Raw genomic sequence first — 25811 nt, 5'->3', positions numbered from 1 at the left:
CATCGGACTTTTAACGTGACTGGCCATGACTCCTGGGATCAGTCGAAGAACCACGATCACCTCCGCGCTCGGGGTAACGGGCGCCCTGACGCTGGGAGTTCCGGCCCCGTCCGGAACCGCGGCCACCGCCGACCCCTCCGATGATTCAACGCTCTGGTACCGAACGCCCGCTGCCGACTGGGAGCGCGAGTCGCTGCCCATCGGCAGCGGCGCGCTCGGCGCGAGCGTCTACGGAACGCTCGCCACCGAACGGCTCACCCTCAACGAGAAGACGCTGTGGACCGGCGGCCCCGGCGCCGCGAGCGGATACGACCACGGCGACTGGAGCGAGCCCCGGCCCGGCGCTCTCGCCTCCGTCCAGCAGCGTCTCGACACCGAGGGCCGGCTCGCTCCGGAGGCCGTTGCCGCCGAACTCGGCCAACCGAAGCACGGTTTCGGGGCCTACCAGGTCCTCGGACACCTCGAACTGGCCGTGCCCGGCGCCCCGACGGCCCCCGATCCCTCGTACCGCCGCTCCCTCGACATCGCCTCGGCCGTTGCCGCTGTCTCGTACGTCCACCAAGGCGCCACGTATACAAGGGAGTTCTTCGCCTCCTTCCCGGGCAAGGTCATCGCGGGACGGTTCTGGGCCGACAGTCCGGGGAAGACGGGCTTCACCCTCCGCTACACCTCGCCGCGCCAGGACTTCACCGCCACGGCGAGCGGCGACCGGCTCACCGTGAGGGGCGCGCTCCAGGACAACGGACTGCGGTTCGAGGCCCAGATCCGGGTACGCGCGGACGGCGGAAGCGTCAGCGCGGGCGCGGACGGCACCCTCACCGTCAGCGGGGCCGACCGCGCCTGGTTCGTCCTCGCGGCGGGCACCGACTACGCCGACACTTATCCGCACTACCGGGGCGACGACCCGCACCGCGAAGTCACCCACGCCGTCGACGCGGCCGCCGCCCGCCCCTATGAGAGCCTGCGCGCCGACCATGTGTCCGACCACCGCGCGCTCTTCGACCGCGTCTCGCTCGACATCGGCCAGCGCCTTCCGGACCTGCCCACCGACCAGCTGCTGTCGCGGTACACCGGCGGGACGAGCCCCGCCGACCGCGCGCTCGAAGCGCTCTTCTTCCAGTACGGCCGCTACCTGCTCATCTCCTCCTCGCGCACCGGCTCCCTGCCCGCGAACCTCCAGGGCGTGTGGAACAACGTCGTCGATCCGCCCTGGTCGGCGGATTACCACGTCAACATCAACCTCCAGATGAACTACTGGCTCGCCGAGGTCACCAACCTCGCCGAGACCACGGCCCCCTACGACCGTTACATCGAGTCGATGCGCGCCCCCGGCCGCCGCAGCGCGCGGCGGCTCTTCGACTCGGACGGCTGGGTCGTGCACAACGAGACCAATCCGTACGGCTTCACCGGGGTCCACGACTGGGCGACCGCCTTCTGGTTCCCGGAGGCCGCGGCCTGGCTCACCCAGCAGCTCTACGACCACTACCGTTTCGGCGGCTCCCTCGGCTATCTGCGCTCCACCGCCTATCCCGTGATGAGGGAGGCCACCGAATTCTGGCTCGCCAACCTCCGGACCGACCCCCGCGACGGGACGCTCGTCGTCACCCCCAGCTACTCCCCGGAACACGGTGACTTCACGGCGGGCGCGGCGATGTCCCAGCAGATCGTCCACGACCTGTTCACCAACACCCTGGAAGCCGCGAGGACGCTGCGGACCGCGGGAGTCCGGACGGAGGATCCAGGTTTCCTCTCCCGGCTCGAAGACGCGCTCGGCGCACTCGATCCCGGGCTGCGGATCGGCTCCTGGGGACAGCTCCAGGAGTGGAAGGCCGATCTCGACAGCCGGACGGACGACCACCGCCATGTCTCCCACCTCTTCGGGCTCCACCCGGGGCGGCAGATCGAGGCCGGCAGCGCGTGGGCCGAGGCGGCCAAGGTCTCGTTGACCGCGCGCGGCGACGGCGGTACCGGCTGGAGCAAGGCGTGGAAGATCAACTTCTGGGCGCGGCTGCGGGACGGCGACCACGCCCACACGATGCTCTCCGAGCAGCTCAAGGGCTCCACCCTGGCCAACCTCTGGGACACCCACCCGCCGTTCCAGCTCGACGGCAACTTCGGCGCCACCTCCGGGATCGCCGAGATGCTGGTGCAGAGCCACCACGGCCCGATCGAGATCCTGCCCGCCCTGCCCGCGGTCTGGCCGGAGGGACGAGTGAGGGGCCTGCGGGCGCGCGGCGGTGTCACGCTCGACATCGCCTGGTCGGGCGGCCTGGCCCGGCGGATCACGGTGCGTGCGAGCCGTACGGGCGACCTGACGCTGCGCAGCACCCTGTTTCCCGGCGGGGAGCACACCTTCCGGGCCGATGCCCGGAGCACCCATGTGTTTCCCACGGCTGTGTTTTCCACGGCCGAAGACGGGTGACCCACCGACCGGAGCCGCGGATTCCGACGCCCCTACTGCGGAACCGGGCGGTATCCCGCAAGATGGACCCACGCCTTGGGGGCCCGCACGCCGGCCGTCCGCCCGCTGCCGGACCTTCATCGAGCGAAGGGACAGCATGGACAGCAACACTCTGACGCCCGACGTCCTGCGGGAATTGCGCACACCGCGCCCCTATCCGGCTGTGTCCCTGACGATGCCCACGCACCGGCGGGACCCCCACAACGAGGAGGACGCGGTACGGCTGCGCAACCTCCTCGCCGAAGCCGGGCACCGGCTGGAGGCCGACCCGGAGGTGGACCGGCGAACGCGGGCCGCGGTCAAGAGCCGGCTCGGCCGGGCCGTCGCCGACATCGACCCCCGCAGCACGCTCGACGGGCTGCTGATCCTCGCCGACGCCGAGGAGTACCGGATCTGGTACCTGCCGCGTGAGGTGCCCGAGCGGGTCGTCCTCAGCGACACGTACCTCACCCGGAACCTGGTGGCCGCCACCGCGCAGTCACGGCCGTACTGGGTGCTGGGCGTCGCCGCCGACCGCGCGACACTGTGGAGCGGCTCCGGCGAGTCGCTGCACGAGCACCGCGGGGACGGTTTTCCGATGTCACCGCCCAAGGAGAGCTGGGACGTCGAACGCGAGGAACGCATCGGCGACACACCGAGCACCTTCAGCGACGAGGAGACCCGCCGGTTCCTGCGGTCCGTGGACGGCGCGGTGGGGACGGTCCTGTCGCGGCGCCCCAGGCCGCTCCATCTGGTCGGTCTCGCACCCGCGCTCGCGCTGCTGGGGGAGGCGGGCAACGCCGCCACGCACGCGGCCGCCGGCCGATTGGTGAAGGGCGGCCTCGCGGGCGGTCCCGCCCCCGTCCTGCGCAAGGAGATCGGGCCCGTGGTCGAGGACCACGCGCGCCGCGAGAAGAACGAGGTGCTGACCCGCCTCGACGAGGCCAAGGGCCGGCGCACCTTCGCCGCGGGACTGGACGAGGTCTGGGAGTCGGTGCGCGAGAAGCGGGCCGATCTGGTCGCGCTCGAAGAGCGCTACCGCCGTACGGTGCGGATCTGCGACGGCCATCTGGTCCCCGTCAGCGACGAGACCGCGACCTGGCCCGACGTACGCGACGACATCGTCGACGAACTGGTCGAAGCGGCTCTGGACGGCGGCGCCGAAGTGGTGTTCCTCCCGGACGACGCGCTCGCCGGGCACGACCGGATCGCGGCCGTTCTGCGCTACTGACGCCGGGCGACGCACGCCCGGCGCCCGGTGCGGGACCCGCACCGGGCGTCACCGGCTCCCCCGCGGCCGGTGACGCCCGGTGTCCCCCCGATCCGGCGGCCGTGGTCAGCGACCCGCCGGACGTACCTCGACATCGGCCGCCTTCACAAAGGCCACCCGATGCCCGAACTGGATCTCGTAGTACAGCTCCTCGCCCCGCACCACCCGATGAGGCGTGGTGTCGAAGGTCGGCGCGTACAGGTACTCGCCCGGCACCCGGCCACCCACCACGTACCGCTGGCCCGCGAGGAGTTTGTAGGGCAGCGCGGAGACCGTCTGCACCGGCACACCCGCCGGGTACGCGGACGCCTCCGGATAGGCCCGCCCGTACACCGGTACCTCGGCGACCCCGGCCTTCGGCGTCAGCACCGACGCCCTGGCGCCCACCGCCGTCGGCAGAGCGCGCGGACTGTGGAACCACGCTTTCTGGCCGAGATACCAGATCGCCGTCCAGTCGCCCCGGCGTCCGGCGAGCGCGTACTGCTGGCCGGTCGACGCACGGGCCCCCACGTCGTTGACATCGGTCGTGGAGGGGGCGCCGCCGGGGCGCAGCCCGATGTCCTTCACCAGCGGCGCGTTCTCGTCCGGCGCGGTGTAGAGTCGTACGGCATTCGAACCGTGCGGGGCGCACGCCTGTCCGGCCTTCTCACACCCGGTGTACGACGGCTTGTTGGCCGTGTAACCGGGCCGGATCGTCACCACGTCCGCGCCCGCCCCCGCCGTCGCCCTGAACGGCTTGCCGAGCAGCTGGAAGTAGTGTGCCCAGTCCCAGTACGGGCCCGGGTCGGTGTGCATCCCGGGGATCGTGGCGGTGGTCGTGCCCGGCACGGTGTCATGGCCCAGGATGTGCTGCCGGTCCACCGGGATGTCGTACCGGTCCGCCAGATACCTCACCAGGCGCGCGGACGTACGGTACATCGCCTCCGTGTACCAGGAGTCCGGAGCGGTGAGGAAACCTTCGTGCTCCAGGCCCACCGACTTGGAGTTGATGTACCAGTTCCCGGCGTGCCAGGCCACGTCCTTGGCCGCCACATGCTGGGCGACATGCCCGTCGGACGAGCGCAGCGTGTAGTTCCACGACACATATGTCGGGTCCTTGACCAGCTTGATCGTGGTGTCCCACGACCCCTCGGTGTCATGGATGACGACGTAGTCGACCGACTGGGACGCCGGCCGGTCGGCCTTGTCGTGGTTGCCGTAGTCGCCCTCGCCGAACTCCTCGTACGGCGCCGGGATCCACTCGCAGGCGACCGTGCGCGGGCATTCTGTCCTCGCCGTGCTCGCCTTGCGCAGACCGAGCCGCGAAGTCTGCGAGGTGTCCGGCGAGACCCGGGGCCGCGCGGGCAGCGCCACCCGCTGGCCGCTGTCCGTGGTGCGCCGCATGCCGTCCCGGATCACCGCGTAGACATCGTCGGCGTACGTCGCGGCGGTCGCGGAGTCGTCGGCGCCGGAGAACAGGGCGACCGCTCCGTACCAGTCGGCCGGATCGGCGCTCAGCGTCCGGCCCAGCCCCCGCTGCGCCGCGGCCAGCAGGGCCGCGCCGCCGCGGACATTGGCGGCGGGGCTCTCCCGCAGCTCCCTGGCGGGCAGTCCGGTCAGGGTGGCGGCGCGGTCCAGGGTGCGCAGCCGCGCGGGCAGTTCCGAGGTCCTGGGGAGCGCGACACCGGCCTCGGCACCCGTCTTCGCGGGGCGGGACGTGTCGCCCCGCGCGTCCTCCGTACCGTCGGAATGGTGCGGTGCCTCGGCCAGCGCGGTCCTGGCATCGGTCAGGTGCATCGGGCCGTAGCCGCCGGTCACACTCGGAGCCCCGCTGTGCGTGTCCCAGCGGGACTGGAGATACGAGACCCCGAGGAGCACACTCGGCGGCACGTCGTAACGCGCGGCCGCGACGGCGAACTCGCGCTGCAAGGAGCCGGATCCGGGCTGTTCGGCGGTGGCCGACGGGCCCGCCGAGACCAGGGGGAGCAGCAGAACGGCGGACGCCACGACGGCTCCCGCGCTCAGTGCACGTCTGCGCAGGGATCTCGGAGGGGGAACGGAACCTTGCAATGCGGCCTCCAGTGACGGGTGGTGCGCGAGGGACCTGCCGGGCCGGCTCGGTAACAGAGGTATCGGCTTCCGGACGATCCGTCAATCATGTGCCACAGAGGAGATTTCGCACGTCAGCGCGGCGTGTCACGGAGTTTCGCAGCGGTGGCGCCCCGGCCTGCGGCGCGTCAGTGGAGTGAACCAATGAACGTATACGGACCGCTGAAACGCGCGCCGCGAGACGGGGGCGAAGGCGCCGCACGCCCCTGTGTGTCGGCACGGGGCGCGCGGCGCGGACCTTCCCCCGGCGGGGCCGGCGGACGACGATCCCGCCGAGTACGGCGGGGACGGCGCATCCCGTCGGCATGACCGGGCGTCAGCGGGTGCCGACCGCGGCCCGCACCGCCCGCCTCGCCATCGCGCAGTCGTCGTGCAGGCGCCGCAGCAGAAGCCGCTGTTCCTCGCCCGCCGACAGACCGGACCGGCTCTGCGCGGACGCCGGCTGCGCCGCCCCCGATCCGGGAGCCGGCGCCTCGCGCATCGCCCGCTGCACCGCCGTCTCGTACATCCGGATCTCCCGGGTCAGTACGAGCATCAGATTGATCAGGAAGGCATCCCGCGCCGCCGGGCCCGGGGCCTGGGCGAGCTGGCTGATCTGCTTCCGCGCCGCCGGAGCGTTCCCCAGCACCGCCCACAGCGTCGCCAGGTCGTACCCGGGCAGATACCAGCCCGCGTGCTCCCAGTCGACCAGCACGGGGCCCGCCGGCGACAGCAGGATGTTGGAGAGCAGGGCGTCGCCGTGACAGAACTGCCCGAGGCCCGGACGGCCACCCGCCAGCCCGTGCAACAGCTTCTGGAGATCACCCAGATCACGGTCCGTGAACAGACCGATCTCGTGATAGCGGGCGATCCTCGGCGCGTAGTCGAGCGGCGCGCCGAACATCCCGGCCGGTGGCCGCCAGGAGTTGAGCCGGGCGATCGCGCCGACCGCGGCCCGTACATCGGCGCGGGGAGGCGCCTCCACCGGATGGCGGGTCAGCGCCGCCGCACGGCCCGGCATCCGCTCGATCACCAGTGTGCAGTTCTCCGGATCCGCCGCGATCAGCCGGGGCACCCGTACGGGCGGGCGGTGCCGGACGAACGAGCGGTAAGCAGCTATTTCGTGCCGGAACCGTTCCATCCACACCGAGGAGTGGTCCAGCAGACACTTGGCGACCGCCGTGGCACGCCCGGTGGAACCGACGAGCAGGACGGAACGCCCGCTGCGGCGCAGCACCTGCACCGGATTGAACTCCGGACAGATCCGGTGCACCGACGCGATGGCCATCCGCAGCTGCGCGCCCTGAGGGCCCGACAAGTCGATTCTCCCGCTGAGCGGTTGGGTGACCGTCCCCGTCCAGCGCCGAGTCCGACCTGCGTGGGTGGGGTCGAGATACGGTCCACTGCCGGCCGCGACCGTACGCGGCGGCCGTGGCGGGGCGGACACGGAGGACGATGCTGTGTCTGTGTACATGGGCGATACAGATCCCTTCGTGCGCCGACGAGTTACGTGCGCCTCCCGGCCCGGCAGCAACCCAGCACCCTGGGGAGTACGTCCGGCTGCCGGGCCGGGGTGGCGCGTTCCTACTCGACACCGCCGCGCGGGTGGCACACCATCTGGCGGACCCTGGCGAACCCTGGCGAATAGTCGCCACCCCTCTCACCGGGGGCTACTGTCAAGTCAGCCGAGAACCTGGGGGCTTGACGTGAGCGGAGAACCCAACACCCGTCTTTCGGATCTGTTCGGCCTGGCCGGCTGGTCCAAGGGCGAACTCGCGCGGTTGGTGAACCGGCAGGCGGCGGCCATGGGCCACCCCCAACTGGCCACCGACACCTCGCGGGTGAGGCGTTGGATCGACATGGGGGAGACCCCGCGTGATCCCGTGCCGAGAGTGCTGGTAGCCCTGTTCACCGAGCGGCTCGGTCGTGTCGTGACCATCGAGGACCTCGGGTTCGTACGGAACGGGCGCGCGGGTGGACGACGGGACGCCGGAAACGCCGACAACCCCGACGCTCTCCCGTGGGCTCCCGACCGGACGGCAGCGGTCCTCACCGAATTCACGGGAATGGACCTCATGCTCAACCGACGCGGCTTGGTGGGCGCGGGCGCCGCGCTCACCGCGGGCTCAGCACTCACCGGCGCCATGCACGACTGGCTGCACTCCGACCCCGTACTCTCGTCCGACGCCCCCCGGCTCGACAATCCCCTGCAGGCCGAACCCGCCGGGTCCGACCGTTACGAGGCCGCTCCCATCGGGTCGCAGGAGATCGAGGCACTGGAACACTCCGTGGGGGTGTTCCGCGCCTGGGACGCCGCGCGCGGCGGCGGACTCCAGCGCAAGGCCGTGGTGGGCCAGCTCAACGAGGTGGGCGGCATGCTCGCCTACCGCCACCCCGACCATCTCCAGCGGCGCCTGTGGGGCGTCGCGGCCAACCTCGCCGTACTCGCCGGCTGGATGTCCCACGACATCGGCCTCGAACCCACCGCCCAGAAGTACTTCGTCATCGCCACCCACGCGGCCCGCGAGGGCGGCGACCGCCCCCGCGCGGGCGAGGCCCTCTCCAGAGCCGCACGCCAGATGATCCATCTGGGCCGGCCCGACGAGGCACTCGACCTGATGAAGCTGGCCACGTCCGGCTCCGGGGAGGAGAACCTGCCCCGCACCCGGGCCATGCTGCGCACCATCGAGGCCTGGGCCGAGGCGTCCATGGGCCGGGGCCAGGCCATGCGCCGCACGCTGGGGGAGGCGGAGGACCTCTTCGCCTCGGACAAGGGCGACGTCCCGCCGCCCTGCTGGATGCAGATGTTCGACGAGGCCGATCTGCACGGCATGGAAGCCCTCGCCTTCCGTACGCTCGCCGATCACGAGCCGGCCGCGGCGGATGTCGCGCGGCGACACGCCAAACGGGCGCTGGAGCTGAGAGGCGAAGGCCGGCAGCGATCCAAGATCTTCGACTACATCTCACTGGCGTCCGCGTGCTTCATCGCGAACGATCCGGAACAGGCCGACCGCTACGCCCGGCTCGCGCTGGTGTCGATGGGGGAGACGTCCTCGCACCGCACCTGGGACCGGCTGCGGGAGATGTACCGGCTCACCGGCCAGTACGCGGGGAACGAACTGATCGACGATCTGCGTGAGGAGATCAAGCTGTCCTTGCCGAGAGGGCCCGGCAAGCGGGCGGGAAGCGCCGACATCTAGAGAGACCCAGCGTCTCCCCCGTACTGCCGTTCACGCACCGACCGGCTTCACCCACCGACAATGCCGTCAACCGCCGACCCTGGCCACCATCACACAGGCGTCGTCCGCGCGTTCGGCCTCGCTGAACTCCTCGACGATCGCCGCGGCACACTCCTGCGCGCTACATGTCCCCGTCATGCGGGGTCCTAGGGCCAGGAGCCGGTCCCGCTCCGCCGCGCACCCGCCGCGCGTCAGCCCGTCGGTGTGCAGCACCAGCAGGTCTCCGGGCCGCAGTTGGATGTCGGCCTGTTCGTACGCGGCTCCCGAGGTCGCGCCGAGCAGCACGCCGTCCGCCGGTGTCAGCGCGCGCCCCGTCCCGCCGCGGAACAGCAGCGGGGCGGGGTGGCCCGCCTGCGCCCAGGCGAATGTGCGCGTCGCCGGGTCGTAGCGGGAGCAGAGCACGCTGCCCAGCACGGGCCGCTCCGACGTGTCGAGCAACTGGTTGAGATGGCCCAGCAGAGCCCCGGGCTCGATGCCCGCCACCGCCATTCCCCGTAGCGCGCCCAGCAGCATAGCCATGGAGGAGGCGGCGGCCACGCCCTGGCCGGTCAGCCCGCCGACGGTCAACAGGGTGTCGCCGTCGGGGAGTTCGAGCGCGTCGTACCAGTCCCCGCCGGTCGGCCGGCTCGACGCGGTCGGCACATGGCGCGCGGCCAGATCCAGTGCGGCGGGACCGCTCCGCGAGAGCTGCAACGAGCCGCGCCAGGAGGGCAACACGGCCTCCTGTACCTCCGCCACCAGCCGGGTCTCGGCCCTCGCGATGTGCTCCTCGCGCCGGAGCGAGTCCCAGGAATCGCGTACCATCCGCTCACTGCGGCGCAGTTCACTGATGTCGCGCAGGACGGCCCACATGGAGGCGGTACAGCCCGCGGTGTCGAGGACCGGCTCGCCCATCATGTGCACCGTACGGACCCGGCCGTCGGCTCGGACGATGCGGAACTCGCCGTCGATGGGCTTTCCGTCGATCAGGCAGTCCGTCACGATCGCGGTCAGCAGGGCCTGATCGTCGGGGAACACCAGGGACGGCAGCTCGTCCAGTGTCAGCGGCCCGCTCTCCGGCGCCCGCCCGAAGATCTCGTACAGCTCCTCGGACCAGCTCACCTCGTCGGTCAGGAGATCCCACTCCGCGCTGCCGATCCGGCCGAGTGGCGATCCGGGGTCGGCCGGCAGGTCCGCCCGGCCGCAGGTGGGGGGAGCCACCTGCGGTCCCCGCGCGGGACTGTCGGGACCGGGACCGTCCGGTCGTCCGGCCTTGAGCTGGTCCAAGTGAGCGCCCAGATCGTCCAGTTGATGCACCGCCAGGTCGCACAGTGCTCGCTGCCAGCGCCACAGCGTGTCATCGTCGTCGACCGTGGTGTCCCTGCGTACGGCGTCCACCTCGCCACGCAGCCGACGGGTCTGCGTGATGAGCGCCTCCATCATTCCCCGCTCGGGAGGCTGTGGGACGGGACGGTCCGCGAACAGAGGGGACGGCATCTCGGACTCCGATACGGGCGCGGCACTGTCTTGTCTGGGTGATGGACCGTTACGACTGTTGCACAGGCGCTCGCGGCCCGTAAGGCGTTTGGCAACACTCGATACGGTGGTGCTTCTGGCATATGCCGCAGGCTGTGCGGTCCGGTCGGTCAGGACCTAGTCGACGGGCACGCGGTGCAGTCCCACCAGCAGGCGCCAGATCCGGGTCGCGATGCCTTCCGGGGTGTCCTCGATCAGGCCGTGCAGCCAGTCGGCCAGCATTCCGGCGAACGAGGCGGCCACGGCGGAGGCGAACAGGTCGGGGGAGGGCGCTCCGGCCAGGGTTCGCTCGGCGCGGCTGCGTTCCCGTAGTTCACGGTGGAGCAGTTCGCCCAACGGGCCGCTGCCTCCGGGGCGCAGGAGCGTCCGGTACAGCGCGGCATGGGGGGTGAGCCCGGTGAAGAACGAGGTGAGCGCCGGTGGCGGCACGCGCGGGTCCGGGGTGCCCCGCCAGGCGTGCAGGGCGTCCACCGCGTCCCGTACCACCTCCGCGCAGGCATCGACGGCCAGCGCCTGAAGGTCCGGGTAGTGCAGATAGAACGTGGCCCGGCCCATCCCGGCGCGGCGTACCAGCGAGGCGACGCCGACCTCTTCGAGCGGGCGCTCCGCGCAGGCGTCGAGCAGGGCCCGCCGGAGCCTGGCCCGGGTCCTGGCCGTACGGGGATCGCTCGCCGCCGCACCGGTGGACGGAGTGCCGCCTGCCTCCGGGGTACCGTCCGCCGGGTCGTTCGCGGGTGCGCCCGCCGCGGCGTCGCTCATCCCGCCACCACGACGGCGGCCAGGGCGATCGCGCCCGGAAGCGCCTGGGCGAACAGGATGCGCGGGTTCGAGGTGGCCGCGCCGTACACCCCGGCTACGACCGCGCAGATGAGGAAGAAGATCTGCACGCGGAACCCGGTCGGGTCGGCGACGATCAGCCCCCAGATCAGTCCGGCGGCCAGGAATCCGTTGTAGAGCCCCTGGTTGGCGGCGAGCGGCGCGGTCGCGCGAGCCATGTCCGCGTCGTACCCGGAGAGATTGCGCCCGGGCTTCCGCTCCCACAGGAACATCTCCAGCACCATCGCATACACGTGGAACGCGGCCACCAGGCCGACCAGGACATTCGCCGCTATCTGCATGATCGAGATCCTCTTGAGAGCTGGATATGGTCAGGTGTCCATGAAGTATAGGCAGCTGTCCAGGAGTTGGAGAACCAGGGGGCTGTGTCCGGCCCGGGCGCACCGAAGCCCCCAAGGAAAACGTGTCCTTGGGGGCTTCGGTGCGACGTATCCGCCGGCCGGCCCGATCAGGTACGGGCGGGGTGGGCACTCACCAGATCGACTCGACCCATTCGGGGTGGTCGATGAACGGGTTGCGGTTGTGCTGGTACTGGTCGTATATGACCTCGTTGCGGTTCCGCTCGAACGAGTCCGGCGGGTCCTCGTCGTTCCACTGCTTCAGTACGGTCAGTTTCCCGATCGCGGGGGCGGAGCCGTTGTTGACCTTCTCGTTGGGTTCGAGGTCCGCGAACGCGTCGTCGCCCTCGTACCGTACGGCCATGTAGAGGATCATCCGGGCGACATCGCCCTTGACCGCGTCGCGCGGCTCGAAGGAGTCGGAGTCGGTGTAGTTGCCCGGGGCTCCGGAGACCGCGCTGCCGCCGTTGTCGAAGTCCTTGTTGCCGCGCACGGAGTTGACGCCGACGTCCTCCGGGCGCAGGTGGTGGATGTCGGTGCCGGGGCCGGTCGAGGTGCCGAAGTCGCCGTGGGACTTGGCCCAGACGTGCTCGCGGTTCCAGTTGCCGGAGTTGCCGCCGTTGGTCGACTTGGACTGCGAACGGCCGGTGTAGAGGAGGATCACGTTCGACGAGTTCGACGGGTCCTCGTCCGTCTCCTTGAGCGCTTCCCAGACCTGTGCGTAGGAGAGCTTCGTCTGGCTCTTGATGATCGTGTGCAGGGCCGACTTGAGCTGGGTGCCGGTCTTGCCGAGCGCGCCCGTGTAGTACGTGTCGTCCAGTGCGGCCGTGTTCGTGGCCGTGGTGGTGGCGGTCTTCGCGGCCGTGGCGGCGTTCACGGTCGTCGTCGTGGCCGGCGTGGCGGCGGGTGCGGCGGCCGCCGTGGTGGCGAGCACCGCGGTGGCGGCGCAGAGAACCAACAGCGTTCGTCCTGCGGGACGTTGACGACGGGACATGGGGGGTGTCCTCTCCGGCGGGACCACCGTGGCGCACGGTCACTGGGTGGGGGACGGTGCGTTGAGTGGTCGTGAAGTAACGGTTCAGCGGGAGCCTTCCACAGAGAGTGTGTCCCTGTGTGAACGCCTCGTGTCAGTCATGTGCAGGTCAAGTTAGCGAAAGGGTCGATCACGTGTCGCCCGATTGTGACGGGTCTGCGCGTATATGGATGGGTGACGGCCGCGCATCTGGTCAACTTTGGTCCATACTAAGTTCTTGACGACCCCTCAAGCTCTCCCTTAAATCAAGTATTGAAAGAAGCGCTTGAGGTGGCACCTTCCCCAAGGTCTGCCCCACGGCGTGGAATGTCATGCGCATGCCCCCCACGTGAAGTGATGTGATGACCTGTGAGAATTTCTCTGCGCCGCCGAATGGCGTTGTACACGCTCGCTCTGCTGTGCACCTCCGGCGCGATCGCCGCGGTGCCCGCCGGAGCGTCCGCGGCCCCCGATCCCCACACAGCCGCCGCGGCCGCCCCCGCGGCGGTGACGTTCGCCGACGAGTTCAACGGTGCCGCGGGGTCGGGCGTCGACGGCGGCAAGTGGCAGATCGAGACCGGCGACAACGTCAACAACCACGAGCGGCAGTTCTACACGTCCGGCAACAAGAACGCGGCCCTCGACGGCCAGGGCAACCTGGTCATCACCGCGCGCAAGGAGAACCCCGCCAACTACCAGTGCTGGTACGGCAGGTGCGAGTACACCTCGGCCCGGCTGAACACGTCCGGCAAGTTCACCTCGACGTACGGACGTGTCGAGGCCCGGATCAAGGTCCCGCGCGGCCAGGGCATGTGGCCCGCGTTCTGGATGCTCGGGAACGACATCGGCAACGTCGGCTGGCCGAACAGCGGTGAGATCGACATCATGGAGAACGTCGGCTTCGAGCCCAGCACGGTCCACGGCACACTGCACGGCCCCGGCTACTCGGGCTCGGGCGGCATCGGCGCCGGCTACACCCTGCCCGGCGGCCAGCAGTTCGCCGACGGCTTCCACACCTTCGCGATCGACTGGTCCCCCAACGCCATCACATGGTCGGTCGACGGCAACGTCTACCAGCGGCGGACCCCGGCCGATCTCGGCGGCCGCACCTGGGTGTTCAACAAGCCCTTCTTTCTCATCCTGAACCTCGCGGTCGGCGGTTACTGGCCCGGCGACCCCAACGGCAGCACCACGTTCCCGCAGCAGCTCGTCGTGGACTACGTGCGGGTCAGCACGAACTAGTGCCCCTCCCGGCAAGGTTTGCCCCGTCGCGGCACCAGTACCCCTCCCGGCAACGGAGCGTGTCGGTGGCAACCGGCTGATCGAAAAGCTCCCTCACGGGCCCGGACGGCACGTGTGCGGGCAGGGCGGCCGTCGGCTCCGCCCTCGTCCACACACGTGCCGTCCGGCGTTCGGAGGGCCGCTCTCACACGGCCCGATCCGACGGTCGGCGTCCACGGCGACCGTCAACACCCCGCCGACGGAGCCCGGTCACGGGTACCGACCCGCGCCGGAGCCGCCGACCAGAAGAAGGACGGTGAACCGCGCATGACCCCCGCGCGCAGACCCTGGCAACTCCCCAGACCCTGGCAGCACTTACGATCCAGGAACCGGCTCGGCCCCGCTCCTCGGGTCGGCCCCGGCAAGCGGCCCGGCCCCTGGAAGCGCCCTGGTTCCGGGACACGGCTCAGCTCCCGCAGGTATCTCAGGTTCCTCGCCCTGTCGGCCGCACTGCCCCTCGTGCTCGGCGCCTCGGTCGTCGCCGCGCCCGCCCCCGCCACCGCGGCCGTCGCCGCGGTCGGCTCGATCACGGGTCTCGGCGGCGCGTGCGTGGATGTGGCCTCCGCGAGCTCCGCCAACGGGACACCGGTGCAGCTGTACGGCTGTAACGGCTCGGCGGCCCAGCGATGGGACGTCTCGGCCGACGGATCGATCCGCGCGCTCGGCAAGTGCCTCGACGTCAAGGACAACAGCACGGCCAACGGCGCGCAGCTCCAGCTGTGGGACTGCACCGGTGCCGCCAACCAGCGCTGGACGGTCTCGGCGGCCCGCGACATCGTGAACACCCAGGCGGACAAGTGCGTGGACGCCACCGGCAACAGCTCCGCCAACGGCACCCGTCTGCAGATCTGGACCTGCACCGGTGCGGCCAATCAGAAGTGGACCGCCCCCTCGGGCGGAGGCGGTGGCGATCCCGAGCCCGTCGGCCCCATGGCGGTCGCACCGTATCTCTACAACGGCTGGGGCAGTCCGCCCAGTCCGACCACCGTCATGAACGCGACCGGCGTGAAGTGGTTCACCCTGGCCTTCGTGCTCAGCAACGGCTACTGCGACCCGCGGTGGGACGGCAGCCGGCCGCTGACCGGCGGTGTCGACCAGCAGACGATCAACGCCGTGCGCGGCGCGGGCGGCGACGTCATTCCGTCCTTCGGCGGCTGGAGCGGCAACAAGCTGGAGAGCTCCTGCTCCAGCGCGGGTGAGCTGGCCGCCGCGTACCAGAAGGTCATCAACGCGTACGGCCTCAAGGCGATCGACATCGACATCGAGGCGGAGGCGTACAACAGCCCCACCGTCCAGCAGCGCACCGTGGACGCCCTCAAGACCATCAAGGCGGCCAACCCTGGCATCAAGGTGTACGTCACCTTCGGCACCGGTCAGAACGGTCCGGACACCGGTCTGATCAACCGCGCGGCCGCCGCCGGCCTCACCGTCGACAGCTGGACCATCATGCCCTTCGACTTCGGCGGCGCCGGACAGAACATGGGCACCCTCACCCTCCGCGCCGCGGAAGGCCTGAAGACCGCGGTCAAGAACGCGTACGGATACAGCGACGACCAGACGTACCGCAGCATGGGCATCTCGTCGATGAACGGCATCACCGACGTCAACGAGACGGTGACCGTGGCCGACTTCCGCACCATCCTCGCCTACGCGCAGACACACCACCTGGCCCGGCTGACCTTCTGGTCGGTCAACCGCGACCGGCCCTGCACCGGTGGCGGAGCCGACACCTGCTCCGGCGTGGGCCAGCAGGCATGGGACTACACCCGCGTATTCGCCCAGTACGCCGGCTGACGGGCGAGGAGACGCCATGAGAACACAGTCGTACAACGGCCGAGAGCTTCGCCGCGGGCGGTACGGATTCCCGTCACCGGCACCGTCAACGGCCCGGTTCCCGCTCACACTCCTGCTGACCGTGGTCGCCCTGGTGACATCGCTGGTCGCCCTGCCCCAGCAGCCGGCGGCGGCGGGGACCAGGGCAGCGGCGGCCCTGCCCACCGGCTGGGTCACCGTCACCAACAAGAGCAGCGGCAAGTGCGTCGACGCACGCGCCGCCGCGAGCGGCAACGGCACCGCGGTGCAGCAGTACACCTGCAACGCCTCTCTCGCCCAGAACTGGAGCCTCACTGATACCGGCGATGGCCATGTCCGGGCGGGCAACCGCAACGCCGACAGCCAGGTCTGGGACGTGACCGACGTATCGGCCGCCGACGGCGCGGCGATCCAGCTGTGGACCTACGGCGGCGGAAACAACCAGCAGTGGCTGCCGGTGGCGGAGACGGACGGCGCATACCACTTCGTCAACCGCAACAGCGGTAAGTGCCTCGACGTCCCGAGCGCCTCGACCGAGGACAGCGTCCAGCTCCAGCAGTACACCTGCAACGGTTCCGCCGCCCAGTCCTTCCGGGTGGAGGCCGCGGATCCGCCGGCGCCCCCGGGCACCCCGGACCTCGGTCCCAACGTCGTCGTCTTCGATCCGTCGATGTCGGCGGCCTCGATCCAGAGCCGGGTGGACGCCACCTTCCGCCGGCAGGAGACCAACCAGTTCGGCACCGAGCGGGCGGCGTTCCTGTTCAAGCCGGGCACGTACAGCGCCAATGTGAACGTCGGTTTCTACACGCAGGTCGCCGGCCTCGGCCTCTCTCCGGACGATGTCAACATCCGCGGCGCCGTCCATGTCGAGGCCGACTGGTTTCCCCCGCAGAACGCCACCCAGAACTTCTGGCGCAGCGCCGAGAACCTGTCCGTGACACCGACGACCGGCACCGACCGCTGGGCGGTCTCGCAGGCGGCCCCGTACCGCAGGATGCATGTCCGCGGCGATCTCGCGCTGGACGACGGCGGCTGGGCCAGCGGCGGATTCATGGCCGACACCAAGATCGACGGTCAGGTCAGGTCCGGCAGCCAGCAGCAGTGGCTCTCCCGCAACACCGAATGGTCGAGCTGGAACGGGTCCAACTGGAACATGGTGTTCGTCGGCGCGCGCAACGCGCCCGGGAACAGCTTCCCCAACCCGCCCTACACCACGGTCGACCAGACCCCGCAGGTACGGGAGAAGCCCTTCCTGTACGTCGACAACGCGGGCGCGTACAAGGTGTTCGTACCCGCACTGCGGAACAACTCCCAGGGCACGACCTGGTCGGGCGGTGCTCCGGCGGGTACGTCGCTCCCGCTGGACCAGTTCTACATCGCCAAGCCCGGTGCCACGGCCGCGGACATGAACGCCGCGCTCGCGGCGGGGAAGAACCTGCTCGTCACCCCCGGCGTCTACCACCTCGACCAGACGCTGAAGGTCACCCGTCCCGACACCGTCGTCCTCGGGCTCGGCCTCGCCACCCTCATCCCCGACAACGGCATCACCGCGGTGTCGGTCGCCGATGTGGACGGAGTGAAGGTGGCGGGTCTGCTCATCGACGCGGGCCCGGTCAACTCCCGGCGTCTGATGGAGGTGGGAGCCGACGGCTCCAACACGAGCCACGCGGCCAACCCCACTTCCCTGCACGACGTGTTCTTCCGCATCGGTGGCGCGGGCGTCGGGAAGGCGACCACCAGTCTGGTGGTCAACAGCCGCAATGTGATCGGTGACCACATGTGGATCTGGCGCGCGGATCACGGCAGCGGGGTCGGCTGGAACACCAACACGGCGGACACCGGTCTGGTCGTGAACGGCGCCGACGTCACGATGTACGGCCTGTTCGTCGAGCACTACCAGAAACATCAGACGATCTGGAACGGCAACGGCGGCAAGACGTACTTCTACCAGAACGAGATGCCGTACGACCCGCCCAATCAGGCGGCCTGGATGAACGGCGGGACACAGGGGTACGCCGCCTACAAGGTGGCCGACTCGGTGACCAGCCATCAGGCGTACGGCCTCGGCAGCTACTGCTTCTTCAACGTCAACAACAGCGTGACCGCGGAGCACGCGTTCGAAGTGCCCAACAACGCCAATGTCCGCTTCCGGAACATGGTGACGGTGTCGCTGGGCGGCACGGGCACCATCCGGCATGTGATCAACGACAGGGGAGGACCCTCGAACTCGTCGTCGAACGTGGCCAATCTCGTCAGCTACCCCTGACGTACGGCTCTGACGCGCCGGCCTGGTCCACGGCCGTCGCATGCGGTTCCGCGGGCGGTACGGAACGAACGTCCGCCCGCGGAACCGCACATGCGTCGCTTCATGCGTCGCCACATGTGTCGCTCAGAGCACCGAGAGCAGCTCCGTCGTGAACTCCTCGGTGCTCGCCGTGCCACCCAGGTCGCCCGTACGGACCGTGGACTTGGCCAGTACGGCCGCGATCGCCTCCGTGACCTGCGTGGCCGCCTCGGGATGGCCGAGATGGTCGAGCATCAGCGCCGCGGACCAGATGGCGCCGAGCGGATTGGCGACGCCCCGTCCCGCGATATCGGGAGCCGACCCGTGCACGGGCTCGAACATCGAGGGGAAATCGCGTGTGGGGTTGAGATTCCCGGACGGGGCGATACCGATGCTGCCCGCCACGGCGGCGGCCAGATCGCTGAGGATGTCGCCGAAGAGATTCGACCCGACGACGACGTCGAACCGCTCCGGCTGCAGCACGAACTTGGCCGCGAGCGCGTCGATGTGCTCCTGGTCCCAGGACACCCCCGGGTGGTGCGCGGCGCGTTCGGCCACCAGCTCGTCCCAGAACGGCATCGTGTGCACGATGCCGTTGGACTTGGTCGCCGAGGTGAGCCGGCCGCCGCGACGGGCGGCGAGGCCGAAGGCGTAGTCCAGCACCCGGTTGACCCCGACGCGGGTGAACACCGCCTCTTGGACGGCCATTTCCTCCGGCAGACCGCGGTTCATCCGGCCGCCGATCTCGCTGTACTCGCCCTCGACGTTCTCCCGGACCACCACGAAGTCGACGGCGCCGGGCTCGGCCGTGCGCAGCGGGCTGCGCACCCCTTCGAAGACCCGGATGGGCCGCAGATTGACGTACTGCTGGAAGCCGCGGCGGATCGGGATGAGCAGGCCCCACAGCGAGACATGGTCCGGGACCCCCGGGTAGCCGACCGCGCCGAGGAGGATCGCGTCGTGCTCGCGGAGCTGGTCGAGACCGTCCTCGGGCATCATCGCGCCCTCGCGCAGATAGCGTTCGCAGGACCAGTCGAAGGACCGGTAGGTGAAGGTGATCCCGTGCCGGGCGCCGACGGCGTCCAGGACACGGCGGGCCGCCGGTACGACCTCGGTGCCGATGCCGTCACCGGGGATCAGGGCGATGCGATGATTCGTCATGTCCCGTATTGGAGCAACCGGCCCCGTGCCGCGTCCAAGACGCAGAACGCATATGTCTTATAGGGGTTCGCTATCCGTCCCGGGCGCGGTGGGCTCTGTCCGCCGTGCCGTCGCGCACTCCAGGAACGCGCGGGCGGCCGGGGTGAGTGCCGTGCGCCTGCTGACCAGGGCGATCCGCAGGCCGGTCGCGGGTTCGATGTCCAGCACCCGTGCGCCGGCCTGCTCCGCGAAGCCCCGCCAGGCGTCGGCGACCACGGCCATCCCCACACCGCTCAGCACCAGCGGCAGGATCGCGATCCGGTGCTCGGTCTCCACCGCGAACGTCAGGTCCACACCCGCCGCGCGCAGGCCGTCCACGTACGCGCGCATCCCGCTGCCCCGCTGGCCGACGATCAGCCGTTGCCCCGCCAGTTGTTCGTGCCGCACCACCGAACCGGGCGGGAACGGCCCGTCCGGGGGAGTGAGGAGGACGAATCGCTGCTCCGTGAGCGGATACGAGCGCACCTCGCCCTCCGGCAGCGGTCCCGGCGTGGCGACCAGCCCCAGCTCGGACACGCCTGTGCGCACCATGTCCGTCACATCGCGTGGCGTGAAGGCCGCCTGCACCACCACCGACACCGCCGGATGGGCCCGCGTGAAGCGGTGGATCAGGCCCGTCAGAGGCTCGATCGCCTGGGAGGGCGAGGACGCGACGTCGACGCGCCCGGAGCGCAGCCCGTGTACGGACTCCACGCCGGCCCGCGCCAGCTGGAGACTCCGTACGGCGTTACGCGCGGGCTCGATCAGGGCCGTCCCCGCCTCCGTGAGAACGGCACGCCGGCCGATCCGGTGGAACAGATCACTGCCCAGGTCGCGCTCCAGCGCCCGGACGGACTGGGAGAGGGACGGCTGGGAGAGATGGAGCGCGGTCGCGGCCCGGTTGAAGCCGCCGTGGTCGACCACGGCCAGGAAATACTCCAGCTGCCTGACATCCACCGCACGGCCTCCCGGCACACTGAACGAACGTTTCTCGGGCACGCCGACAGGACACTGACTCGGGCACAGTGACAGGACGCTGATAGGACATGCCTATATGCATGGTCGTCAATGTGTCTTGGACGCGCCAGGCCGGGGCTGCTGTGATCGCTCCATGAGTGATCTGCTGCCCGCCACGTTCTCCCGAGGGACCGTGGACGCCGACGGCGTCCGGATCCACACCCGTGTCGGCGGCGAGGGGCCGCCCGTCCTGCTGTTGCACGGCTATCCGCAGACGCATCTGATCTGGCACCACGTGGCGCCGCTCCTCGCCGCCACCCACACGGTCGTCCTCACGGATCTGCGCGGATACGGCGACAGCGACAAGCCCCCGTCCGGTCCGGATCACGCGGACCTCGCGGACCACGCGGTCTACGCGAAGCGGGTGATGGCGCGCGACCAGCTGCTGGTGATGCGCGAACTGGGCTTCGACCGCTTCGCCGTCGCCGGTCACGACCGAGGGGGCCGGGTCGCCCACCGTCTCGCGCTGGACCACCCGGAGGCCGTCACGGCCCTCGCCGTCCTCGACATCGTGCCGACGCGCCATGCCTTCCAGCACGCCGACGCCGACTTCGGGCGTGGCTACTACCACTGGTTCTTTCTGGCCGCGGGCAACGGCATCCCGGAGCATCTCATCGGCCAGGACCCGGACTTCTGGGTCCGTACGCGCATGGGCGCCCGCCACCACGGCGGCACCCCGTTCACGCCCGCCGCGCTCGACGAGTACGTCCGCTGCTTCTCCGACCCGGCCGCGATCCAGGAGTGTGACCGAGATACGCGCCAAAGGGGCAACGGGATGATCTTGAAGCCCTGATCCGCTCGGATCTACGTGCGGCGAAGTGCAGCGGGGTCGCGTTCGGCGACGTGCCGAGCGACCGAGTCGACGCCGGGCCGCGCGTATCGCTCCAAGGAGCGGACGGAGGCGTGGCGGGAGCGGGCCAGCAGCATCGGGGTGGAGGTGCCGTCTTCCGCGTCGTGCGTGAGGGCACTGTGACGTAGCCGGTGAAGCGTCCAGCCGTCCAGATCCTCGATGTCGTCGGGTGAGGCGAGGGGGTTGGCCAACAGCCGCGTGTTCTCCTCGAAGATCTCCTCAGCGCGGCGGTAGGAGAGCCGGGCCCGGCCGGTCTCCGGGCACACGTCGAGCGTCGGTGTTCCGGCCGGCGCCTTGCGGTCGGTGAGGAACAGCGGGCCGCGGGTGCGGCGGGCGATGAGGCGGGGCAGGAGCTGGGCGGTGCCGGACTGCCAGTGAATCCATTCGATCGCCCCGCCCTTGGCGGTGATCTTCCCCCGCTTGTCCTGCGGGTACAGGTCTTCCACGTTCAGGCACAGCACCTCGTCGGCCCGTGCGGCGGACTCGTAGAGCATCTTCCACTGCATCTTCTCCCGCAGTGCGACGTCGAGGCGCCACAGGGCAGCGATCTGATTCTCCGCGAGAGCCTTGGTGCGGTCCGGCGGCGCCGGCCGCCGCTCGATGCCGATCGTCGGATCGCACTCGATCCAACCCTGGCGCTGCCACCAGCCGATCGCCTTGCGCGCGATGGACAACTCCCGGTTGACGGTGTCGGCGTCCATCTCGTCCGCCCGTGCCCGCCGCCAGCTCGGCCAGCCCCTCGGGCAGCGCCGGGTCATCGATCGCGGCGACGGGGAAGACGGGCGGCTTCGCGCCGCGGCGGGCGGGTCCGGTCGGCGCCGGTTCACCGGTGAGCATCCCCCCCACGTCGTCAGCGAGATCCGGTAGATACGCGCGGAGGACTTCGCGATGCCCACGCCGGTGAGGTAGCGCTCGACCGCCGCGGTGTACGACGCGGGAGGGGCGGACATGGGCACGACGCGGGCGCGCGGCAACCGCAACGCGCCCCCGCTCCCGAGTTCGGTCACCGGTTCGATCGTCATGCCCCCCTCCACCCTCGCGGTTCTGCCGCAGTAAATGCGTATACCTCACCCCGGCGGCCGGAATGCCCCGCCGCAGTAAATCCGGCATTTACTGCGACATCAATCCTGACGGATTATCAGATGGAGGAAGTCCGATAAGCCGGCCTCGAAACGGAGCCACCGCCGCCGGTGTCCGCTGTACCGCCGACGCCGACGATCGGGGGCGGGCCCTGCTGAGGACGACTGCCCGCCGCTCACGCCGGAGTCGAGCGTGTCACAGGCTGCAACGGGCGTCGGCGGGCGGGGTTTCGAGGTCGAGGAGATATTCATTGACCACGTCGTCGACGCACTTGCTGACGCCGAGGAGATAGGCGCCGTGCTGCTTGCCGTCGACTGTGAGCAGGCTTCCGCCGAGAGCTCGCGCCATCGCGACGCCGCCCTCGTGCGGGGTCACAGGATCGCCGGTGACCGACACGACGAGCGTCTCGGGGAGGCCTTCGACATCGGCGAGCCAGGGTTCGTCACGTGTTGGCGGCGCGGGCCACGCCTCGCATTCGCTGTGGTAGTTGCCCGCCGTGAACACGTCGATGTCGAACATCGGAGCGACTTTCCCGATCTTGCGTGCGAGCGCAGTCTGTTCCTCCGGCGTCGGACGGGGTGAGTCCATGCAGCGCACAGCGATGTTCGTGTCGAAGTCCTGGCCATAGGCACCGTCCGCCGTGCGAGCGTAGAAGGTGTCGCGCAGGGCGAGCATCCGGTCGGCGTTCCCCGCTTCGAGCGCGGTCAGGGCGGAGATGACGTCGGGCCATTTCTTTTCGGAGTACAGTCCGCCGCTGATGCCGAGATAGACGTCCCAGACGCTCAGCTCCCGGCCGTCGGTGGTCGGTGCTGGTGCCTCGACGAGCGGCTGGACGATCTCGCGCAGGCGGTCGTTCGCAGCCGCGGGGTCGGGGCCGAGAACGCAGTCGGGCGATTCTGCGCAGTGTGCGGCGAGGTCGTCGAACCGTGCCTGCAGTCCGGTGAATGAGGAGAGGCGGTACTCACTCGCCGTCAGGTCGGGCGAGACGGCCCCGTCGAGCACGATCGCGCGGACCTTCTTGGGATAGGTCGCGGCGTACATGGCGCCAAGCTCGGAGCCGTAGCTGTAGCCGAGATAGGTCAGCTTGTCATCGCCGAGCACCGCTCGCGTGATGTCCATATCACGCACAACGTTCGTCGACCCGGCGTTCGCAAGGTTCGCGACACCGCCAGAGCCGGCTGCGCAGCGCTCTGCGAGCTCGCCCGCCTCCTCGGCGCTCGTGACGTCGTACACCGCGCCGAACCGCGGCACATCGCCTGTGTCGTACTCCTCGTCGGTGTAGCAGTCGAGGGCCGGGGTCGACGACCCCACCCCGCGAGGATCGAAGCCGACGATGTCGAAGCGCTTGGCGACGGGGCTCTTCTGCCACAGTGGCAGGGTGGACGCGACGAGGCTGGTGCCGGATCCTCCCGGACCTCCCGGGTCGATCAGCAACGAGCCCTCGGCCTCACCCCTGGCGGGGAGGCGCGTGAGCGCGATTCGCGCCTTCTTCCCCTCCGGCTTGTCGTAGTCGAGCGGTACCTCGACCGAGGCGCACTGGAGCGCCGGGTTCGCGAACAGCTTGGCGTCCGCCTTGCTCGTCGCGGTGTCCTTGCATCCGACCCAGTTGAGCTCTTGCTCAAGGTAGGCGCCGAGGTCCGCATCCGCGCCGGAGTGCGGTGGAGGAGAAGCGGAAGTGGGCGTGCATCCGGCGAGCAGGAGGAGTGCAGCCGCGGCGAGCACGGTCTCGCGGTGCCGGGATCGATTGGGGAGCCGAGGATGTGATCGCATGCGTTTCTCCTGTGCCGAGCCGCGGTCGTGTACGAGGGGCGGCGGCGGTTGACGGATTGTTCTTGGGTTGGGGGCGCAGATGCTCGATCAGGCAGCAACGTGACCGGTCAGTGCGGGGGCGTTAGCTCTCGATCCCGTCGGTCCCGGCATCGAGGAGCCGGTGATGGCGGAAGGTGAGTGCTCGTTCGATCCCCGCGAGGCCGGCCGTGATGCTGAGAACCGTGTTCGCCCATGCCGGCAGGTCGATGGGCGAGGCGAACGGGGTGAAGCGATCAGCCCAGAGTGGCAGGTGGGTAACCAGCTCGAGCAGCTGCGGGGCGAGGACCAGCAGATTCATCATCAGCACGATGACGGCGCAGGCAGAGAGGGCGCGCCCGACCCCGGGGCGCCGGCGGGAGAGCTGGGCGCGCCAGTGCTCGGGCGTCCCCGGCGCGGGATCGAGACGTCGTCGGCTGTCGTCCGCGCTGATCAGGTGAATCCGCCGCATGCCGTACCTGTTGGCCGCGACCTCGATGCTGTCCGCTCCGAGCGCGAACCGTACCGGCATGTCGGAGCTCTGCACGTGCAGGTCGTCCCGGTAGAGCGAGGCCCGGCCCGACATGTGATCGACATCGACCGTCGCCGTCGACGCATCGGGAAGGCCGATCGCGAATCGTGTGCGCTGCAGCGAGAAGGAGGGGCGGAACGGTGGCAACGGCGAGCCCGGCTCCGGAGCGGGCATCGACCACGCTTCCGCATCGCCGTCGAGCCCGTCGAAGCCGCAAGGATCCTTCCGCGCCGCACCGGTCCAGGGATCGTGCCGGTCGTTCATGTCTCCCCTGTCCGGGGTCGTGACGGGACAGAGCACCGCCACGACGCCTGTCTAGCATGCCCGTGCTAGATAAAGTAGCACGGGCATGCCAAAGACTGGCTAGGATGGGGTCATGTCCAAGAGAGCCAACCCGGATGTCCGCCGAGAGCAGGTCGCCGACGCCGTGATCGAGGAGATCGCCGCGCACGGGATCCGCTCGGTAACCCTCGCCCGGATCTCCGCACGCACCGGCCTGGCCATCGGGAGCATCCGACACTACTTCGGCGACACCGTCCGCGAGGTCATGCGCTTCACGTTGGGCGTCCTCATGCAGCGCGCCGCGCGCCGCGCCGCGACGATGTCCGACGACCCGGTCGCACGGATCGTGGATGTGATCGCATTCACCGCCCCGACCAGCGAGCAGGAGCGCCGGGAGAACATCGCTCTCGTCGAATACCGTGTCATGGCGCGCACGGACCCGGAGCTCGCGACCGATATCGCTGCCACGTCCCTCGCGGGCGCGGAGGTGATCCGCTCGTTGCTGCGCGATGCGCTGGCCGACCGCGCGATCGACGAGGAGGCGCTGCATCGCGAGGCGCTCCTGCTGTTCGCCCTGGTCGAGGGCTTCTCGTTCAGTTCGGCGCTGTTCTCCGCCCCGTTGCGCGAGGCGGACGTCCGTGCCGTCGTGACGGCGGCCCTGCGTCGTCTGCGCGACGCCTTTCCGCCTTCCGGAGAAGCCGTCGAGGGAGCGGCTGGAACTCCTGAGGCCGCCGAGGAGTCACGGAGCCACCGCTAGGGCCTGTGGGGAGTCGCGATCAAGGTGTCGGTTGGAGGCTGTGAAGCCAGATGACGGTGCCGCGGAGGTGGAGGGCGGCGAGGTAGCTGTCCGGCGTCTTGTCGTACCGGGCGGCGATCCCGCGCCACGCTTTGAGCTTGTTGGTTGGGTAGGCCGCGCGACGAGGTGCCTGCCATATGCAGGCCCTTTTCCGCACGGCCCCCCTCCGAACCCGCCGTACGAGTTTCCCCGTAA

The 25811-nt window shown here is 70.0% G+C and carries 19 protein-coding genes; 8 read left to right on the top strand and 11 right to left on the bottom strand.

Annotated elements, in window-relative coordinates; translation table 11 throughout:
- Nucleotides 1–25: 25 nt before the first annotated feature.
- Complete coding sequence (locus tag ACIQD6_RS31130) at nucleotides 26–2422, top strand: glycosyl hydrolase family 95 catalytic domain-containing protein (protein ID WP_401888935.1); 2397 nt, start codon at nucleotides 26–28, stop codon at nucleotides 2420–2422.
- A 136-nt stretch (nucleotides 2423–2558) separates the two neighbouring features.
- Nucleotides 2559–3671 carry a chemotaxis protein gene (locus ACIQD6_RS31125; protein WP_401888933.1) on the top strand — a complete coding sequence of 371 codons (1113 nt, stop codon included), beginning with the start codon at nucleotides 2559–2561 and terminating at the stop codon, nucleotides 3669–3671.
- 105 nt (nucleotides 3672–3776) lie between these two features.
- Here the strand turns inward: ACIQD6_RS31125 and ACIQD6_RS31120 are convergent, their stop codons facing one another.
- Both ACIQD6_RS31120 and ACIQD6_RS31115 read right to left on the bottom strand, forming a co-directional pair.
- Nucleotides 3777–5714 carry an N-acetylmuramoyl-L-alanine amidase gene (locus ACIQD6_RS31120; protein WP_401889260.1) on the bottom strand — a complete coding sequence of 646 codons (1938 nt, stop codon included), beginning with the start codon at nucleotides 5712–5714 and terminating at the stop codon, nucleotides 3777–3779.
- A 400-nt stretch (nucleotides 5715–6114) separates the two neighbouring features.
- The gene (locus ACIQD6_RS31115; protein WP_401888930.1) at nucleotides 6115–7251 is read right to left on the bottom strand and encodes an aminoglycoside phosphotransferase family protein; all 1137 of its coding nucleotides are present in this window, start codon (nucleotides 7249–7251) and stop codon (nucleotides 6115–6117) included.
- A 232-nt stretch (nucleotides 7252–7483) separates the two neighbouring features.
- Here ACIQD6_RS31115 and ACIQD6_RS31110 point away from each other — a divergent pair, with 232 nt between their 5' ends.
- Nucleotides 7484–8977 carry a hypothetical protein gene (locus tag ACIQD6_RS31110; RefSeq protein WP_401888927.1) on the top strand — a complete coding sequence of 498 codons (1494 nt, stop codon included), beginning with the start codon at nucleotides 7484–7486 and terminating at the stop codon, nucleotides 8975–8977.
- 66 nt (nucleotides 8978–9043) lie between these two features.
- Here the strand turns inward: ACIQD6_RS31110 and ACIQD6_RS31105 are convergent, their stop codons facing one another.
- From ACIQD6_RS31105 to ACIQD6_RS31090, 4 genes are all read right to left on the bottom strand, one after another.
- Nucleotides 9044–10492 carry a PP2C family protein-serine/threonine phosphatase gene (locus ACIQD6_RS31105; RefSeq protein WP_401888924.1) on the bottom strand — a complete coding sequence of 483 codons (1449 nt, stop codon included), beginning with the start codon at nucleotides 10490–10492 and terminating at the stop codon, nucleotides 9044–9046.
- 156 nt (nucleotides 10493–10648) lie between these two features.
- Nucleotides 10649–11290: a TetR/AcrR family transcriptional regulator gene (locus ACIQD6_RS31100; RefSeq protein WP_401888921.1), complete on the bottom strand. Its 642-nt coding sequence runs from the start codon at nucleotides 11288–11290 to the stop codon at nucleotides 10649–10651.
- Entirely contained in the window at nucleotides 11287–11649 is a 363-nt protein-coding gene (locus ACIQD6_RS31095; protein WP_401888918.1) for a DUF1304 domain-containing protein, read from the bottom strand. The genes ACIQD6_RS31100 and ACIQD6_RS31095 overlap by 4 nt, the downstream gene beginning before the upstream one ends.
- Nucleotides 11650–11839: 190 nt before the next feature.
- Nucleotides 11840–12700 carry an endonuclease I family protein gene (locus ACIQD6_RS31090; RefSeq protein ID WP_401888915.1) on the bottom strand — a complete coding sequence of 287 codons (861 nt, stop codon included), beginning with the start codon at nucleotides 12698–12700 and terminating at the stop codon, nucleotides 11840–11842.
- 411 nt (nucleotides 12701–13111) lie between these two features.
- On the opposite strand from ACIQD6_RS31090, the gene ACIQD6_RS31085 reads away from it, so the two are divergent.
- The 3 genes from ACIQD6_RS31085 (at nucleotide 13112) to ACIQD6_RS31075 (ending at nucleotide 18077) form a co-directional block, all read left to right on the top strand.
- Nucleotides 13112–13960, top strand: a complete 849-nt coding sequence (locus ACIQD6_RS31085; RefSeq protein ID WP_401889257.1) for a family 16 glycosylhydrolase — start codon at nucleotides 13112–13114, stop codon at nucleotides 13958–13960.
- A gap of 306 nt (nucleotides 13961–14266) precedes the next feature.
- Nucleotides 14267–15793 carry a ricin-type beta-trefoil lectin domain protein gene (locus ACIQD6_RS31080; RefSeq protein ID WP_401888914.1) on the top strand — a complete coding sequence of 509 codons (1527 nt, stop codon included), beginning with the start codon at nucleotides 14267–14269 and terminating at the stop codon, nucleotides 15791–15793.
- A 16-nt stretch (nucleotides 15794–15809) separates the two neighbouring features.
- Nucleotides 15810–18077, top strand: a complete 2268-nt coding sequence (locus ACIQD6_RS31075; RefSeq protein ID WP_401888911.1) for an RICIN domain-containing protein — start codon at nucleotides 15810–15812, stop codon at nucleotides 18075–18077.
- Between the two features lie 123 nt (nucleotides 18078–18200).
- Here the strand turns inward: ACIQD6_RS31075 and ACIQD6_RS31070 are convergent, their stop codons facing one another.
- The gene (locus ACIQD6_RS31070; protein WP_401888908.1) at nucleotides 18201–19256 is read right to left on the bottom strand and encodes a tartrate dehydrogenase; all 1056 of its coding nucleotides are present in this window, start codon (nucleotides 19254–19256) and stop codon (nucleotides 18201–18203) included.
- 57 nt (nucleotides 19257–19313) lie between these two features.
- A complete protein-coding gene (locus tag ACIQD6_RS31065) occupies nucleotides 19314–20231 on the bottom strand; it encodes a LysR family transcriptional regulator (protein WP_401888905.1) in 918 nt (305 codons plus the stop codon).
- Nucleotides 20232–20385: 154 nt separating this feature from the next.
- On the opposite strand from ACIQD6_RS31065, the gene ACIQD6_RS31060 reads away from it, so the two are divergent.
- Nucleotides 20386–21084, top strand: a complete 699-nt coding sequence (locus ACIQD6_RS31060) for an alpha/beta fold hydrolase (RefSeq protein ID WP_401888902.1) — start codon at nucleotides 20386–20388, stop codon at nucleotides 21082–21084.
- A gap of 11 nt (nucleotides 21085–21095) precedes the next feature.
- Here the strand turns inward: ACIQD6_RS31060 and ACIQD6_RS31055 are convergent, their stop codons facing one another.
- The 3 genes from ACIQD6_RS31055 to ACIQD6_RS31045 all read right to left on the bottom strand — a co-directional run bounded on the left by ACIQD6_RS31055 (nucleotide 21096) and on the right by ACIQD6_RS31045 (nucleotide 24802).
- Nucleotides 21096–22163, bottom strand: a complete 1068-nt coding sequence (locus ACIQD6_RS31055) for a tyrosine-type recombinase/integrase (RefSeq protein WP_401888899.1) — start codon at nucleotides 22161–22163, stop codon at nucleotides 21096–21098.
- A gap of 253 nt (nucleotides 22164–22416) precedes the next feature.
- Nucleotides 22417–23943 carry an alpha/beta hydrolase gene (locus tag ACIQD6_RS31050; protein WP_401888896.1) on the bottom strand — a complete coding sequence of 509 codons (1527 nt, stop codon included), beginning with the start codon at nucleotides 23941–23943 and terminating at the stop codon, nucleotides 22417–22419.
- A gap of 169 nt (nucleotides 23944–24112) precedes the next feature.
- Nucleotides 24113–24802 (bottom strand): hypothetical protein, encoded by a 690-nt coding sequence (locus ACIQD6_RS31045; RefSeq protein ID WP_401888893.1) that lies wholly within the window; start codon nucleotides 24800–24802, stop codon nucleotides 24113–24115.
- Nucleotides 24803–24914: 112 nt separating this feature from the next.
- On the opposite strand from ACIQD6_RS31045, the gene ACIQD6_RS31040 reads away from it, so the two are divergent.
- Nucleotides 24915–25577, top strand: a complete 663-nt coding sequence (locus ACIQD6_RS31040; protein WP_401888890.1) for a TetR/AcrR family transcriptional regulator — start codon at nucleotides 24915–24917, stop codon at nucleotides 25575–25577.
- The last annotated feature ends 234 nt before the right edge of the window (nucleotides 25578–25811 follow it).

The sequence above is a fragment of the Streptomyces sp. NPDC088400 genome (assembly GCF_044753355.1).
Lineage (GTDB): Bacteria > Actinomycetota > Actinomycetes > Streptomycetales > Streptomycetaceae > Streptomyces.
This window is presented reverse-complemented; position numbering and strand designations above follow the sequence as displayed.

Bases quoted from the DNA above. Each gene is read 5' to 3' on its own strand.
- ACIQD6_RS31105 (WP_401888924.1), bottom strand. From the start codon at position 10,492: ATGCCGTCCCCTCTGTTCGCGGACCGTCCCGTCCCACAGCCTCCCGAG.
- ACIQD6_RS31125 (WP_401888933.1), top strand. From the start codon at position 2,559: ATGGACAGCAACACTCTGACGCCCGACGTCCTGCGGGAATTGCGCACA.
- ACIQD6_RS31085 (WP_401889257.1), top strand. From the start codon at position 13,112: ATGGCGTTGTACACGCTCGCTCTGCTGTGCACCTCCGGCGCGATCGCC.
- ACIQD6_RS31100 (WP_401888921.1), bottom strand. From the start codon at position 11,290: ATGAGCGACGCCGCGGCGGGCGCACCCGCGAACGACCCGGCGGACGGT.
- ACIQD6_RS31060 (WP_401888902.1), top strand. From the start codon at position 20,386: ATGAGTGATCTGCTGCCCGCCACGTTCTCCCGAGGGACCGTGGACGCC.
- ACIQD6_RS31075 (WP_401888911.1), top strand. From the start codon at position 15,810: ATGAGAACACAGTCGTACAACGGCCGAGAGCTTCGCCGCGGGCGGTAC.
- ACIQD6_RS31070 (WP_401888908.1), bottom strand. From the start codon at position 19,256: ATGACGAATCATCGCATCGCCCTGATCCCCGGTGACGGCATCGGCACC.
- ACIQD6_RS31095 (WP_401888918.1), bottom strand. From the start codon at position 11,649: ATGCAGATAGCGGCGAATGTCCTGGTCGGCCTGGTGGCCGCGTTCCAC.
- ACIQD6_RS31040 (WP_401888890.1), top strand. From the start codon at position 24,915: ATGTCCAAGAGAGCCAACCCGGATGTCCGCCGAGAGCAGGTCGCCGAC.
- ACIQD6_RS31080 (WP_401888914.1), top strand. From the start codon at position 14,267: ATGACCCCCGCGCGCAGACCCTGGCAACTCCCCAGACCCTGGCAGCAC.
- ACIQD6_RS31115 (WP_401888930.1), bottom strand. From the start codon at position 7,251: ATGTACACAGACACAGCATCGTCCTCCGTGTCCGCCCCGCCACGGCCG.
- ACIQD6_RS31130 (WP_401888935.1), top strand. From the start codon at position 26: ATGACTCCTGGGATCAGTCGAAGAACCACGATCACCTCCGCGCTCGGG.
- ACIQD6_RS31090 (WP_401888915.1), bottom strand. From the start codon at position 12,700: ATGTCCCGTCGTCAACGTCCCGCAGGACGAACGCTGTTGGTTCTCTGC.
- ACIQD6_RS31045 (WP_401888893.1), bottom strand. From the start codon at position 24,802: ATGAACGACCGGCACGATCCCTGGACCGGTGCGGCGCGGAAGGATCCT.
- ACIQD6_RS31055 (WP_401888899.1), bottom strand. From the start codon at position 22,163: ATGACGATCGAACCGGTGACCGAACTCGGGAGCGGGGGCGCGTTGCGG.